The organism is Hymenobacter jeongseonensis (assembly GCF_015694725.1).
GTDB lineage: Bacteria > Bacteroidota > Bacteroidia > Cytophagales > Hymenobacteraceae > Hymenobacter > Hymenobacter jeongseonensis.
This window is the reverse complement of record NZ_JADQDQ010000005.1, coordinates 309,387-322,231: the sequence shown is the minus strand read 5'-3', so window position 1 is coordinate 322,231 and position 12,845 is coordinate 309,387. Positions and strand designations below refer to the sequence as shown.

13 protein-coding genes are annotated in these 12,845 nt (G+C 57.6%); 8 read left to right on the top strand and 5 right to left on the bottom strand.

Annotated elements, in window-relative coordinates:
* Window positions 1-77 precede the first annotated feature (77 nt).
* On the bottom strand, window positions 78-863 hold the full coding sequence (locus I2I05_RS13105; protein WP_196282702.1) for a class I SAM-dependent methyltransferase: 786 nt from the start codon (window positions 861-863) through the stop codon (window positions 78-80).
* Between the two features lie 746 nt (window positions 864-1,609).
* On the opposite strand from I2I05_RS13105, the gene I2I05_RS13100 reads away from it, so the two are divergent.
* The 6 genes from I2I05_RS13100 to I2I05_RS13075 all read left to right on the top strand — a co-directional run bounded on the left by I2I05_RS13100 (window position 1,610) and on the right by I2I05_RS13075 (window position 8,545).
* Complete coding sequence (locus I2I05_RS13100) at window positions 1,610-2,287, top strand: hypothetical protein (RefSeq protein ID WP_196282701.1); 678 nt, start codon at window positions 1,610-1,612, stop codon at window positions 2,285-2,287.
* The gene (locus I2I05_RS13095; protein ID WP_196282700.1) at window positions 2,284-2,577 is read left to right on the top strand and encodes a winged helix-turn-helix domain-containing protein; all 294 of its coding nucleotides are present in this window, start codon (window positions 2,284-2,286) and stop codon (window positions 2,575-2,577) included. Before I2I05_RS13100 ends, I2I05_RS13095 begins: the two co-directional genes overlap by 4 nt.
* An 81-nt stretch (window positions 2,578-2,658) precedes the next feature.
* Window positions 2,659-4,314 carry a DUF4153 domain-containing protein gene (locus tag I2I05_RS13090; protein ID WP_196282699.1) on the top strand — a complete coding sequence of 552 codons (1,656 nt, stop codon included), beginning with the start codon at window positions 2,659-2,661 and terminating at the stop codon, window positions 4,312-4,314.
* Window positions 4,315-4,351: 37 nt separating this feature from the next.
* Window positions 4,352-4,573, top strand: a complete 222-nt coding sequence (locus tag I2I05_RS13085; protein ID WP_196282698.1) for a hypothetical protein — start codon at window positions 4,352-4,354, stop codon at window positions 4,571-4,573.
* A gap of 673 nt (window positions 4,574-5,246) precedes the next feature.
* Window positions 5,247-5,705: a hypothetical protein gene (locus I2I05_RS13080; RefSeq protein ID WP_196282697.1), complete on the top strand. Its 459-nt coding sequence runs from the start codon at window positions 5,247-5,249 to the stop codon at window positions 5,703-5,705.
* A 443-nt stretch (window positions 5,706-6,148) separates the two neighbouring features.
* A complete protein-coding gene (locus I2I05_RS13075; RefSeq protein ID WP_230688317.1) occupies window positions 6,149-8,545 on the top strand; it encodes a penicillin-binding protein 1A in 2,397 nt (798 codons plus the stop codon).
* On the opposite strand, the gene I2I05_RS13070 is transcribed toward I2I05_RS13075, so the two are convergent.
* From I2I05_RS13070 to I2I05_RS13055, 4 genes are all read right to left on the bottom strand, one after another.
* Window positions 8,542-8,937 (bottom strand): hypothetical protein, encoded by a 396-nt coding sequence (locus tag I2I05_RS13070; protein WP_196282696.1) that lies wholly within the window; start codon window positions 8,935-8,937, stop codon window positions 8,542-8,544. The genes I2I05_RS13075 and I2I05_RS13070 overlap by 4 nt on opposite strands.
* A gap of 171 nt (window positions 8,938-9,108) precedes the next feature.
* Window positions 9,109-10,041, bottom strand: coding sequence for a TIGR01777 family oxidoreductase (locus I2I05_RS13065; protein WP_196282695.1), 933 nt, complete (start codon window positions 10,039-10,041; stop codon window positions 9,109-9,111).
* A gap of 115 nt (window positions 10,042-10,156) precedes the next feature.
* Window positions 10,157-10,816, bottom strand: a complete 660-nt coding sequence (folE, locus tag I2I05_RS13060) for a GTP cyclohydrolase I FolE (RefSeq protein WP_196282694.1) — start codon at window positions 10,814-10,816, stop codon at window positions 10,157-10,159.
* Window positions 10,809-11,216 carry a 6-pyruvoyl trahydropterin synthase family protein gene (locus I2I05_RS13055; RefSeq protein WP_196282693.1) on the bottom strand — a complete coding sequence of 136 codons (408 nt, stop codon included), beginning with the start codon at window positions 11,214-11,216 and terminating at the stop codon, window positions 10,809-10,811. The genes folE and I2I05_RS13055 overlap by 8 nt, the downstream gene beginning before the upstream one ends.
* A gap of 266 nt (window positions 11,217-11,482) precedes the next feature.
* Between I2I05_RS13055 and I2I05_RS13050 the strand changes: the two genes are divergently transcribed.
* Complete coding sequence (locus I2I05_RS13050) at window positions 11,483-12,190, top strand: hypothetical protein (protein ID WP_196282692.1); 708 nt, start codon at window positions 11,483-11,485, stop codon at window positions 12,188-12,190.
* 150 nt (window positions 12,191-12,340) lie between these two features.
* A complete protein-coding gene (locus tag I2I05_RS13045) occupies window positions 12,341-12,745 on the top strand; it encodes a hypothetical protein (protein WP_196282691.1) in 405 nt (134 codons plus the stop codon).
* Window positions 12,746-12,845: the final 100 nt, after the last annotated feature.

Here is a 12,845-nt window from a genome sequence, read left to right as displayed (position 1 = left end):
GTCTCCGAAGGATACCTGAACAACGACCACACGGCGCGTGAACTCAGACTACACAGTCTCTGCCGGGCATGGCCGCGCTACTTCGGCCAGCCGATGAGGTACGTGACTTCGGGTCCCCAGGAGTGCTGCTTCTTGCCCGCCTGCCACTCAAACCGCCCCGCTGGGTCGGCGGAATGGGCCAGGGCCAGCAGTTCGTCGGTGGAGTACATGCGGAGCAGCGACACCGACCCATCCCAAATGGTGCAAAGCGGGATAATAGGAATGAGGTAGGTAAACACCAGCCGGCTGAGCCGGAACGGCCGGAAAAACGGCGTGAGCAGCAGCTGCGCGACGGGCAGCACCGTCCAGGCCAGCAGCAATTCTACCCAATGCTTGCCCGCACCTTCAAAAACCCCAATGCCCGTACCGGCGCGCACGGCGTCCTGCAGCATAGCTTTTGCCGCATCAGGCGGGAAATGGTGAAAGGCTGAAAAAAGCGTTCGAAACCCTAGCAAATGCGCGGGCACGGCCAAGGCATTCACAGCAGCGGCTTCGTGGCTTATGCGGCCTTGGGTGCGCTGGGCGATGTCGGCCCAAGCCGCAGGCTGGGGGTAGAGGTCGGTGAGGACGATGCGAACGTCGTTCAGGCCCTGCGCTTCCAGGGCGCGCAAGACGGTTTCGGTGCCGCCACCAGCCCCAGCGCCCAGTTCTAGCACGGTGGTTTGGTTGGTATGCCGCAAGCCTTCGGCCAGTAGCGGCGCAATGGGCCGGTAGGTGCCCAGCGTGGAAATCATGAACCGCAAGTAGTCCATCATCCCCGCCCGGATAACGGCCGGAAACCAGGGAAGGTCTTCAAATTCGAACAAGCGTAGGCGTAAGCGCATGGCCTAAGGATACGCAAAATGGTCGCAATCCGCTGGGTTATCAAAATTCTTAAACCGCGGCCGTAACTACTCCTACAGTCAGCACTACTCGATGAATTGCCTGGTTCCTTGGTGAGCGGTATAAAATTCGCTGCTGAGTAGAAAAGAGAGCAGGCTCTGATTACTCAGCGAAAACGCGAGCCTAAGTTGAGCCACGTAGAGTACGGGTTGTAATAGAATCGCCACGGAAAAGCGGGCGTTTGTAGACAAGTGCCGTTGCTAAGAGTAGCGCCAACAAATAAGTCCAGCCGTTAAGATATAGGCGGGTTTCGTCGATTACAGCCCATATAAAAGGCCGTGGCCTATCTAATGCAAAAAATACGATAAGCCCTGCACAAATGGCTAAATAAGAAAGGATTAATGCGGTACCGGTGAGTAGAAGACGGCGGAATCGGCTGTCAAATATGAAGCAACTCGTGCATCAAAAGCAGCATCATCGGCACCAATAGTAACGAGGCGAAGGAAATGTATGTGCTCAGCAAACCACTCATAATACTGTCAGAAGAGAATGAATCTTCAGGATTTCTCTGCTGCCCGGCCACCAGATTACACTGCCAATAACGTTGGTGAGCAACCAATGGAAGCCGGCCCTGCCGAGAGTACTATAATTCGAAATTCCGGCTGGAAGCATGAAAGAAAAGGGGAATGACGTAGCAAATCTATCAATTCTTTGCTGCAACTTTGCAGCACAAAGCACTTCGATGAATATGAAGCCCGCCAACGCCGACCCACTCGCCCAACTTACCGAAATCCGCGCCATCATGGAGCGCAGTTCGCGCTTTTTGTCGTTGTCCGGCCTGAGCGGGGTAGGAGCGGGCGTGGTGGCGCTGGCGGGGGCGGCAGTGGGACATTTCTATTTGCAAAGCCACTATTCGGGCGGCTTTCCAGAGCTTATCCAGGGCCCGATTGAGGGACGGCGGGCGGCGCTGCCGTTTCTTTTGCTGCTCACAGGTGTGATGATAGGCGTGGCTCTGCTGGTGGCGTTTTTCTTCACGCAGCGGCGCACCAAGCACGATGGGCAGCAACTGTGGGGCGGGCCCGCCCGGCGCCTGGCGCTGGCGCTGGCCGTGCCGCTGGTTACGGGCGGACTGTTTTGCCTTGGGCTGTACCTGGGCCGCGATGCCGGCATGGTGATGCCGGGGCTGCTGGTGTTTTACGGCCTGGCGCTGCTCAATGCCAGCAAGTTCACCCTGGACGAAATTCGTTGGCTGGGCTACACCCAAATTGGGCTGGGGCTGGTAAACATGCTGATTCCGGGCTTAGGGCTGGTGTTTTTTGCGCTGGGTTTTGGACTGGGCCACATTGGCTACGGGCTGGTGATGTACAACCGCTACGAGCGGCCGGGTGCGGCCGGCGCGGCGTCTAAATCCGTAGTGGCCCGGTGAAGCACCTCATCCATACCCTCAACAAGGCCTTTGACCACCGCGTGCGGCTGGGGGTAATGGCCGTGCTGATGGCCAACGAATCGGTGAGTTTCAACGACCTCAAGGAAGTGCTCGACCTCACCGATGGCAACCTCGCCAGCCACGTGGCCGCCCTCGAAAAGGCCGAATACGTGCTGGTGAGCAAGCAGTTCGTTGGCAAAAAGCCGAACACAACTTACTCGGCCACCGTGGCCGGCAAAACCGCTTTTCAGGAGCATTTGGCCGCTTTGGAGAAGCTGTTGCGCCCCTGAAATAAAGACAGAAGCAACTCCAGTGCTTTTTTTTTGACCTTTTACTTTGTAATACAAAGTTCTTTTTAAATAAAATACCTCATGATTGATTCCGCTCAAGCGTCCGCTTCGTGGCCGGCTGGCCAGGGTCCCCGCCCGGTGTCACCGGCGGCCATTGCGGCTTCGGTGCCCGCCGCTGTTCCGCTCACTTTCGTCCAGAAATTGCTGTTGCCGCTGGGGGCTGTGCTGTTCGACTGGCTGTTTTGCCTGCAGGAGGGCGGGCCAAACATGTTCGTGTTCACCGTTTTTGTGGTGGCGGCGCAGCTGGTGCTCCTGCCCAAAGTGGCCGCGGTGCGGCGCTCGGGCTATTTCTGGCTCATGGTAGGCGGCAGCCTATTCAGCGGGGCCATGATGGCCGTGTACGGCTCGGCGGTGGCGGCGCTGGCTTGCGTGGCCTCGGTGCTCATGCTGCTGGGCTACGTCAATCAGCCTCACCTCAAATTGGTGCAGTATGCCTTGCTTACGGCCGTGGGCAGCGTGGTGCAAGCCGGGCTGCGGGTGCTGCTGGGGCTGAGAGCGCCGCGCTATGGCGGTGAGGGCGTGCGCCGCAGCTGGTACTATGCCCGCATGCTGCTGATGCCGCTGGGGGTGCTGGCTGCTTTCCATATCCTGTTTGCCATCGCCAATCCGCGGTACCTGGCCTTGTTTGGGCGGGTGATGGATGCGCTGGGCGAGTGGCTGGTGTGGCTGCTGCCGGAGCTGTCGGTGGTGCACGTGGTATTCCTCATGCTGGGCTTGCTTGTGACCGCCGGGGTAGTGGTAGTGGTACCAGTGTATCTGTATGCCGACCACGAATCCCGCTTCGGGGAGTTCATTCGGCGGCAGCGCGACCGGGTGGCGTCGTTTGCCGTGCGCCGGCCCAATTTTCAGCTCAACACCCACCGAGTGCTCGATTTGCGCAAGGAGTTTGTGGCAGCAGTGGCCCTCTTTGCCCTCGTGAACGTGCTGCTCCTGGTTGTGAACGCCATCGACATCAACTGGCTGTGGTTTGGCTTCGTGCCCAAGCCGGGGTTCGACCTCACGCAGTTTGTGCATGAAGGCACTTATGTGCTCATTTTCAGTATTCTGCTTGCCATGGGTATCGTGCTGTGGTTTTTCCGGCGCAACCTTAACTTCTATGCGCCGGGCCTGCCGTGGCTGCGCTGGGGCGCCACGGTGTGGGTGCTGCAAAACGCGGTGCTTGCCGTGTCGGTAGGGCTACGCAATTACTACTACATCCAGAACTGCGGCTTGGCTTACAAGCGCATTGGGGTGTGCTTCTTTCTGATACTGGTGTTTTTTGGGCTGGGCACAGTGCTGCTCAAAATATGGCAGCGGCGCTCGGCCTACAGCCTGATTCGCCTGAATTCGGTAGCGGTATATGCCGTGCTGCTGCTGTTAGCTGCCGGCAACTGGGAGGTCTGGATTGCCAATTACAACCTGCAAAGCCGGTTCCGCAGCATCGACATCGGCTTTTTGCTCAACATGCCCGGCCGCGTGCTGCCCACGCTGGTCGCCCGCCGCGAAGTCATAAGTAGGACCCCCAAACTAACGGCCGCAACTGAATACGGGGGCGCCGAAGTCATCACGGCCGCCGAAGCCCAGCGCCGCCTCGATGCCGCCGTGGCCAACTGGAAAAGCCGCTTCCAAACCCATCCTGACTGGCAGGGCCGCACTTACGCCGACTGGCGCACCGCCCAATTCCTACAAGTGCAATAAATCCCCTTTCCTGATTTTTAATTTCACTTCCCTTGTCATGACTGGACTTCCTCAACTCTTCCTGACGTTTCTAGGCCTGCTTTTCTGTGCGGGCGATGTGGCCATCCTCGGTGTTCTGCTTACGTGGCAGGAACGCGCACCTACGCCCAGTTCTCGTCGCCACCGCTTTCTGCGCTTTGTGCTGCCGGCCGCAGTGGTGCTGGTGGCCTTGCTGCTGTTGGCTTTCGTGCAAATTATGCTTCTGTGGTCGGCTCAATAGCCTTGCCGTTTTGCGTCATGTATAGCAGCCCAAAATTTTTATGGCCGGGGTGGCCGGTGGCGCCGCTCCGGTTATGGCTCATGGTTGGCCTTGGGGCCTTTGCCGTAGCCAATTTGATTTTCCTGGGGGAAATATGGCCCAATACGCCGGTAGCAGAATCCGTTATGCTACTGGTGTTGTTGGGCACGGTGATAGATGCCTGCGTGCAACTGGTGTGGGTGTTGCACGGCTGGGTTAGCAATTACGCCGGGCCTACGTGGGCCAGACTATTATTGCATCTGGTTACCATTCCAATGATAGCTGGGTGCGTTGGATTGGCACTTCTCTTCTGCGTGGCTCTCGTCATCATTGGCCTTACTTCGCTATGAGCAGCGACGGCTAAAGTTGGGTGACGCTGGCATGGGTAGATTTTCCGCTGCAGCGCCTTTTTACTGGCGCAGTTCAGTGTGAAATAAGAACCACAAGTCATTTTTGGGCCTACATATTAAGCGTATTGTTGCTGTTGGTATCATTGGCCATGGCAGGATATCAGGCCAAGTGAGTCCGCGCCGGCCCAGCTACGCCGATTGATGCCACCTATTTAGCGCTACCAAGCCACGCGAACGATGACGCGCCGTTACTAGCGGTTAATCAGTATCTTGTCGGCAGAATGGTTTAATCGTTGGCCCGCGCTATGCCCACTTCTCACGTACACCCGTTGCCTCCCGTTCCCACCCTCTCGCGCCTCGGTCGGGTGCTGGCCGGTGCCCAAGTGCTAAAGGAGACGCTCAGCATGGTGTTTTTGGGACTGCCGCTGGTGAAAGCAGCACCGCTGGTGTTGCTCTCGGCGCTGCCCGGGGTGGTGCTCTACTTGTTGCATTGGCATTTGGCGCTGGGGCGGGTCGGACGCGCTTTTGCCGCTGTGGTATGGGGCTTTACCTTACTCGATGAACTGTGGGGGCTGTTGCTGTTCCAGGAATTGGATTCGCCCACCCGCGCCCAAATCCGCATGTTGCACTGGAGCTACTTCCTGGGGCTGGGATTCATTTTGCTGGCTTTGGGGGAGTTGGGCTGGCGCTGGCAGCGCCGCAGGGCAAAGTCGCGTCGCAACGTTTACCACCAAGCCATTTTGTCGGCTCGGTCGCGGCAATAGCTCTTGCGGCAGCTTTGGGCCAGATAGTAGCGGCGAAGACAGGGGACTAAAAATGCTTGGCTGGGGCGTGGGGCAATTTGCTGGCGTAAGATGTGTCAGTTAGCCGTTCCACCAGGGGCATCATGAACATGCGCGTTGCCAGCGGAAGAAGCGGCGCTTGCGAGGCCTTCCATGTTTCTCCCATCCAACATTTTCAGGGTATGGCTAGCGGTGCGGCCGGCCATGTCGCGGGCGCCCGCACCACCAAGCGGTACATCGACAACAAACTGGTCAGCGCATAAAGCCCGCAACTATTCCCGGCGATGCACCGGCTTTGGCGAAACCTAGGCGCCTAAAGGCCGACTGCTGACGTATTGGTGCCACTGCCTGGTATATTTGTTCTTCCTCGCCGCGGGGGCGTGCCCGGTAGGGGCCGGGCCCCGTTTTTCAACTAGTTGCCTCGCATGGCTGACCTCAAACCGCCACTTTCTTCCCGACCCACCGGTTCCAAATCCAAAGCAGCGCGTCGGCGTTGGCCCCTGCGTGTCACCCATTTTGCCTGGATACTGTTTGGCTTGGTCGTGATTCTGTTTTTGGTGTATCCGGTACTGGTGAGCACCAATTTCATGTTCCTGTTCGGGAAGTCGCCCAGCCTTGCTGATTTGGAAAACCCCAAGGTAGAACGCGCCTCCGAGCTTTACACATCCGATGGGGTGCTGATTGGCAAGTACTTCCGCGAAAATCGCTCGCCTATACCGCTGAGCAAAATGTCGCCTCTTTTGGTGAAGGCCTTGGTTGCCACCGAAGACGTGCGCTACTACGAGCATTCGGGCATCGACCTCACGGCGGTAATCGGCGGTTTCTACTCGTCGTTGCGCGGCGAGAAGCGGGGCGGCTCCACCATCACCCAGCAGCTGGCCAAAAACCTCTACAAAATCCGCCGCCAGCAAAGCCGGGGCGCCCTGGGCTACATTCCGGTGGTGAGCACCATTGTGGCCAAAACCAAGGAATGGCTCACCGCCGTGGACCTGGAGCAGCGCTACACCAAGCGCGAAATCCTGCGCATGTACCTCAACACCGTGGAGTACGGCTCCAGCGCCTTCGGCATCAAAGTGGCGGCCAAAACCTTCTTCAATACCTCGCCCGACAGCCTCAAGCCCGAAGAAGCAGCCATGCTAGTGGGCGTGCTCAACAATCCCACGGCCTATAATCCCCGGTTTCATCCCGTGGCCGCCTTGCGCCGCCGCAACGTGGTGCTCGACCGCATGGGCCAATCCGGCGTGTTGCCCGCCGCCGAAATTGCCGCCCTCAAAGCCAAGCCCATTGTGCTGGATTACCACGTGGAGCGGCACATCGACGGGCCCGATACGTACTTCCGCAGTGCCATCAGCCAGTTTGTGGGCCAGTGGTGCGACAGCACCGGCTACGACATGTACCGCGACGGCCTGAAAATCTACACCACCATCGATTCGCGCATGCAGGCCCACGCCGAGGAAGCCCTGCACGAGCGCATGAAATCCCTGCAGCGCAACTTCGATAACTTCTGGCGCAACCGCGACAAAAACCCCTGGGTTGACGACAAGGGCAACGAAATCCCTGACTTTATTCTGACCCAGATGAAGCGCACGGAAGGTTACAAAACCCTCGCCAACCGCTACAAAAACCAGCCCGCCCGCCTGGATTCGGCCCTGAATGCCAAGCGCCCCATGAAGGTGTTTACCTGGAAGAAGGACGACGGCGATACCACGCTGGTGATGTCGCCGCTCGATTCGCTGGCCTATTACAAGCGCTTCCTGCGGGCCGGCATGATGAGCATGGACCCTTTCACCGGCCACATCAAGGCGTGGGTGGGCGGGCTCGACTACCGCTTTTTCCAGTACGACCACGTGAAGCAAGGCCGCCGCCAGGCCGGCTCTACCTTCAAACCGTTTGTGTACCTCACGGCCCTCGACAACGGCTACTCGCCCTGCGACCGGATTCGGGACGAGCGGGTGACCATCAACTACGTGGAAAACGGCCAGCCTATGGAGTGGAAGCCCGACAACGTGACCCGCGAGTACACCGGCATCAACATGACGCTGCGGCACGCCATGGCCCGCTCCGTCAACTCCATCACGGCCCAGCTAACCGAGAAAGTAGGCTGGGACAACGTGGCCAAATACGCCCACAAAGTGGGTATTACCAGCCCACTGCTGCCGGTGCCCAGCATCGGCCTCGGCTCGGGGGGCGACGTGAGCGTGTATGAGATGGTGAATGCCTACAGCACGTTCATGAACAACGGTTTCCGCAGCGAGCCGCGCCTAGTTACGCGCATCGAAGACCGCAACGGCAACGTCATAAAGCAGTTCGACCCCGTGCAGAAACGCGCCATCTCGGCCGAAACCGCGTGGCTGATGACTTACATGCTGCGCGGTGGGATGGAGGAGCCCGGCGGTACTTCCCAGGGCCTGTGGGACTTCGAACTGTGGCGCAACAACAACCAAATCGGTGGCAAGACCGGTACCACTTCCAACTATTCCGACGGTTGGTACATGGGCATGACCAAAGACCTGATGACCGGCGTGTGGGTGGGTGGCGAAGACCGCAGCATTCACTTCACTGGCTCGCAGCAGGGCGAAGGTGGCCGCACAGCCCTGCCCATCTTCGGCAAGTTCATGGAGAAGATTTACGAGGACAAGGAACTCGGCTACACCCCCGGTGAATTTCCCAAACCCTCGGTTAAAATCAGCAAGAAATACAACTGTGTATCGCCCAGCGAGCCCCGCCGCCGCGCCGAAGCTGTGGATACCATTGCCGCCGACAACCTGCTAGAGCAAATGAACGCCGTGGGAGGAGTGCCGGATAGCTTGCCGCGGCGCTAGCGGAAAACAGAAGCAGCGGCTTCTGTCAAGACCAACTGCTTATTAACAATTCCCATTGCCTTTTTGAGCCTTCCCAATAGGGTAGTGGGGTGTTCGGTGAGTAAATCCCACATTTCCTGGCCTTCTACATTTTTGGGCCAAATAATGTTGGTTTTCCAACTAGTAGACCAAGCCAGTGAGCCGATAATATCGGCTTCTAAATGAGAACCAAGCGCCAGCAATACCTCTGCCATTCCTGGTGTATATTCGGAAATCTGCTTCCAGTCTTTTGCAGAGGTCATGAAAACGATGAACCAATCATCAACAAAAGGCCCATTTGCGGTGGTGTATTCGCCTATTAGCTTTAAGTCCTTAATTGGGATTTGAGCAACTATTTGACCAGCGTTGGTCAAAACAATAAACCCGTCCTCAATACTAATCTGGGACGTTGGGGCTTCCTCCACATTTGACATTCTCTTGTGCGAGTTGATGCGCTATAAATGAGGATTGACTCCTGTGGTTAATGGCCGTGCTGAAGAGGAAACACCGACGGGACCACAACTTTGGAAAAAGAGGATTAGGAACTACTCCCCATCATACAGCGCTTCCAGCGCGCCGCGTAAATCCGGGTATTCATACGTGAAGCCTTGGGCCAGCACTTTTTGCGCGCTCACGCGCTGCGAGGCGAGCACAATGTCGCTCATTTCCCCAAGGGCTAGTTTCAGGCCGAACGCAGGAACTTTGGGCAGCACTAGGCGGCGGTGGAGCACATGCGCCAGGGTTTCGGTGAACTGTTGGTTTGTGACCGGCGTCGGTGCCACGGCGTTGTAGGTGCCGCGCCACGAGTCGTCGTCTATCATGGCCATGATGAGGCGGCAGAGGTCGTCGAGATGAATCCACGACATGTACTGCTTGCCGCTGCCCAGCGCGGCGCCGGCGCCCAGCTTCATAGGGCGGGCCATTTGTGGCAGGGCGCCGCCTTCGGTACTCAATACGATGCCAATGCGGGGGATAACCGTGCGGATTCCCAGCGCCGCCACGGGTTCCGCCGCCAGCTCCCACTGGTGGGCAACGTCGGCCAGGAAATCGTGGGTAGGCAGGCCGGGAGGCGTTTCTTCGGTGAGCACCGTTTCGGCGGTGTCGCCATACACGCCAATGGCCGAAGCCGAGACAAAGGCCTTTACGTGGTGCTTCCGATTGGCAAGCTCGCGGTGGAGCAGGGCTAGGCCGCCCAGCCGGCTGGTCATGATGTCGCGCTTGCGCTCATCGGTCCATTTTCCGTCCGAGACGCTGGCACCGGCCAGGTTCACGATGTAGTCGGCGTAGGGAATGGCCGCGTCGTCAATGGTTCCGCTGCGTGGGTCCCAGCGAAAGCTGCGGTAGTGGCTGCTCTTGGTGGGCTCGCGGGTGAGAAGCGCCACTTCGTAGCCGCTGTCAATCAGCATTTCAGCAAGGCGGGTGCCAACGAGGCCGGTGCCGCCGGTGATGAGGACTTTGCGGGGAGAATTCTCGGTCATGATGGGTAATGCAAACAAAAGCTAGCAAAGGTAGAACGCGCAGCGGGCCCTGCTGTTTTGTTGGCCCGTAGCGCTACGCAGTCATCCCGAAAAGTAACCACTGCAACGGAACTGCCTATTTCCCAATCTGGCGCAAAAACTCCCGCCGCAGGGCTTCATCCGTGGCAAACCGGCCGCCGTACTCGCTGGTGAGGGTCGAACTGCTGGTGTCGTTCACGCCGCGGCTCATCACACAGAGGTGGTCCGCTTCGATGAGCACGGCCACATCATCAGTGCCGAGGCTTTGCTTGAGCTCTTCGGCAATTTGCCGGGTAAGGCGCTCCTGCACTTGCGGGCGGCGGGCATAGTACTGCACCACGCGGTTGAGTTTGCTCAGGCCCACCACATTGGCACCGGGCAGGTAGGCCACGTGAGCCTTGCCAATGATGGGCACAAAATGGTGCTCGCAGCAGGAAAACAACGTGATGTCGCGCTCCACCAGCAACTGGTGATAATTGTACCGATTGTGGAACATGCGCACTTCAGGGCGGTTTTTGGGGTCCAGCCCTTTGAACCATTCCTGCACGTACATCTTGGCTACTCGGCGGGGCGTGCCCGCCAGGCTGTCGTCGGTCAGGTCGAGGCCCAGTTCGCGCATAATAGCCTCGAAATGGCCGCTGATGGCCGTGATTTTCGCTTCGTCGTCTTGGTCAAACGCGTCGTCGCGGAGAGGGGTGCGCAGGCCCGTGGGCAAGTGCGCGTCGGTTGCCGGGGCCAGTCCCGAAGGGTTATCCATGGTATTCTACAAAGTTGCGGTCCGTCTCATAAAGCGTGACCGAAAGGGCAAGGCCAGCATCCAAATGGGGGCGCAGGCGCTGCCAAATTACTACGGCGATGTTTTCGGCCGTGGGGTTTAAGGTACGGAATTCTTCCGTGTCCAAATTCAGGTTTTTGTGGTCGTACCGCTCCAGCACTTCGCGCTTGATGAGGGTACTCAGGCGCTTGGTGTCGTATACGTAGCCGGTCTCGGGCTCGACCGGGCCCGTCAGGCGCACAATGAGGTTGTAGTTGTGGCCGTGGTAGTTGGGGTTGTTGCATTTCCCAAATACCTGTTGGTTGCGCTCGGCATCCCAGGCGGCGTTGTGCAGGCGGTGGGCGGCGTTAAAATGCTCGGCCCGGCAAATGGTAACTTGCATAGGAGCCTACAACCCAGGTCAGCCGAGCTTTGTTGCGCCAGGTAGCAGAAGGAAATAGATGAATGCGGGCCTCTCTTGGTATTATTGTAAATTAAAAAAGCAATAATATGATTAAAGAAATAAAAAGCGGATTATTCCCAAAAAAGTCAGGCAGGAAAGAATTTGCATCGAAGAAAGACCTTAAATTTGAAATGCCAGACAACGGCACCATTGCCAAAAGTCTTTTCCCTCGCCCAATTTTAAAGCCCTCATAAGTTATTATCTCCATGAAAAAAAGCCTACTCATCTTGTTCGTACTATGCTTGGCTACGCTGAGCGGCTATGCTCAGAAATCCGTTGTGGACGAGTACGATATGTCAATTAACAACGTGCCACGGACGGGCCAGCGCGTCAGCATTCAGCTGGACAACAAGCGCGTGGAAGCTGCCTGGCTGAAGCAGCTCAGCGAGAAGTTTGGCAGCAAGTTGAAGAACAACAAAGGCGTGCTGACCATGGACGGCGTCATTGTAGAAGAAATTGCACCCACGCCCATCCGTGTTATCAGTAAGGTGGACGCTACGCCTACCGGTACCACCGTGTGGTGGAGCATTGACTTGGGCAACGCCTACTTGGCAAAAGACAAAACCCCCGTGCAGTGGAAGTCGGCCGAGAAGTATCTGAAAGACTTCGCCCGCATGATGTACCGCGAAGACTTGGTGTCGCAGATTGCCGAGGCCGAGCGTGCGCTGGTGGCCTCGCAAAACAACCACATGGCCGTGATTGAGAAGTCCAACACAATCAAGAAGGACATTGACAAGAACAAGGCCCGCAAAATCGAAATCCAGCAGATGCTGGCCGCTAATGCCGCAGAACTGCAGCAGTTCAACAACCTCATCGACGCCAACCTGAAAGAGCAAGAATCTGCTCGCGGCGACATTGTCAACATGCGCGTAGCGCTGGAGGCCGTAAAAGACCGTATGACCAAGATTGAGTAGCCCATTCTGCTGCTTTGAGGCTTCAAACAAAAAGCCCCGCCGGTACCGGCGGGGCTTTTTGTTTGGGGTACTGCGCCAACCCAAGGGGGCCGAACTACGTTGGCAACAAAGACCACAACTTTATCGGTCACACACCACAAGTACCCACCCATGGAAAAGAAAGAAGTTCAGCACCAAGTGCACCTCGACGGCGCTATCAAATTGCTCACCGGTGACCTCAACGAAGAAACCGAGCGGTCCGGACTTGACAACCAGTTCCAGCGTTGGATTGAGGACCTGAAAGAGGCCAATAACCCGGCTTTCCATCAGCTAATCGTTGACATGCAGGCCCTGAAAGCGCACTTCGGCAGCGGTACGCTTGATGTGAACGTTATAGCCCCGCTGTTGGCCCGCCTCGGCACCAACACCACCCAGGCCGCCAACTTCGCAGAAGGCAACACCGCACCCCGCGTAACCAAGCTGGGCGAGGTGCTCTCCGCCGTTGCTCAGCAATTGCAAGGTGGTTCGGCAGAAGTAGACGGCAGCTTGCCCCAGGACTTCTCTTCGCACAGCTAAATCAGCACATCAGGTAGTTCCCACTGCTTGGCATAGCTAAACCCAAAAAAGCCGGCTCCATTTGTGGAGCCGGCTTTTTTACTATCAATGGCAACCCAAG

What these genes read in the sequence shown, in the direction of transcription:
- I2I05_RS13105 (WP_196282702.1), bottom strand. Translation starts at nt 863, where the DNA reads ATGCGCTTACGCCTACGCTTGTTCGAATTTGAAGACCTTCCCTGGTTT.
- I2I05_RS13100 (WP_196282701.1), top strand. Translation starts at nt 1,610, where the DNA reads ATGAAGCCCGCCAACGCCGACCCACTCGCCCAACTTACCGAAATCCGC.
- I2I05_RS13090 (WP_196282699.1), top strand. Translation starts at nt 2,659, where the DNA reads ATGATTGATTCCGCTCAAGCGTCCGCTTCGTGGCCGGCTGGCCAGGGT.
- I2I05_RS13085 (WP_196282698.1), top strand. Translation starts at nt 4,352, where the DNA reads ATGACTGGACTTCCTCAACTCTTCCTGACGTTTCTAGGCCTGCTTTTC.
- I2I05_RS13080 (WP_196282697.1), top strand. Translation starts at nt 5,247, where the DNA reads ATGCCCACTTCTCACGTACACCCGTTGCCTCCCGTTCCCACCCTCTCG.
- I2I05_RS13075 (WP_230688317.1), top strand. Translation starts at nt 6,149, where the DNA reads ATGGCTGACCTCAAACCGCCACTTTCTTCCCGACCCACCGGTTCCAAA.
- I2I05_RS13065 (WP_196282695.1), bottom strand. Translation starts at nt 10,041, where the DNA reads ATGACCGAGAATTCTCCCCGCAAAGTCCTCATCACCGGCGGCACCGGC.
- folE (WP_196282694.1), bottom strand. Translation starts at nt 10,816, where the DNA reads ATGGATAACCCTTCGGGACTGGCCCCGGCAACCGACGCGCACTTGCCC.
- I2I05_RS13055 (WP_196282693.1), bottom strand. Translation starts at nt 11,216, where the DNA reads ATGCAAGTTACCATTTGCCGGGCCGAGCATTTTAACGCCGCCCACCGC.
- I2I05_RS13050 (WP_196282692.1), top strand. Translation starts at nt 11,483, where the DNA reads ATGAAAAAAAGCCTACTCATCTTGTTCGTACTATGCTTGGCTACGCTG.
- I2I05_RS13045 (WP_196282691.1), top strand. Translation starts at nt 12,341, where the DNA reads ATGGAAAAGAAAGAAGTTCAGCACCAAGTGCACCTCGACGGCGCTATC.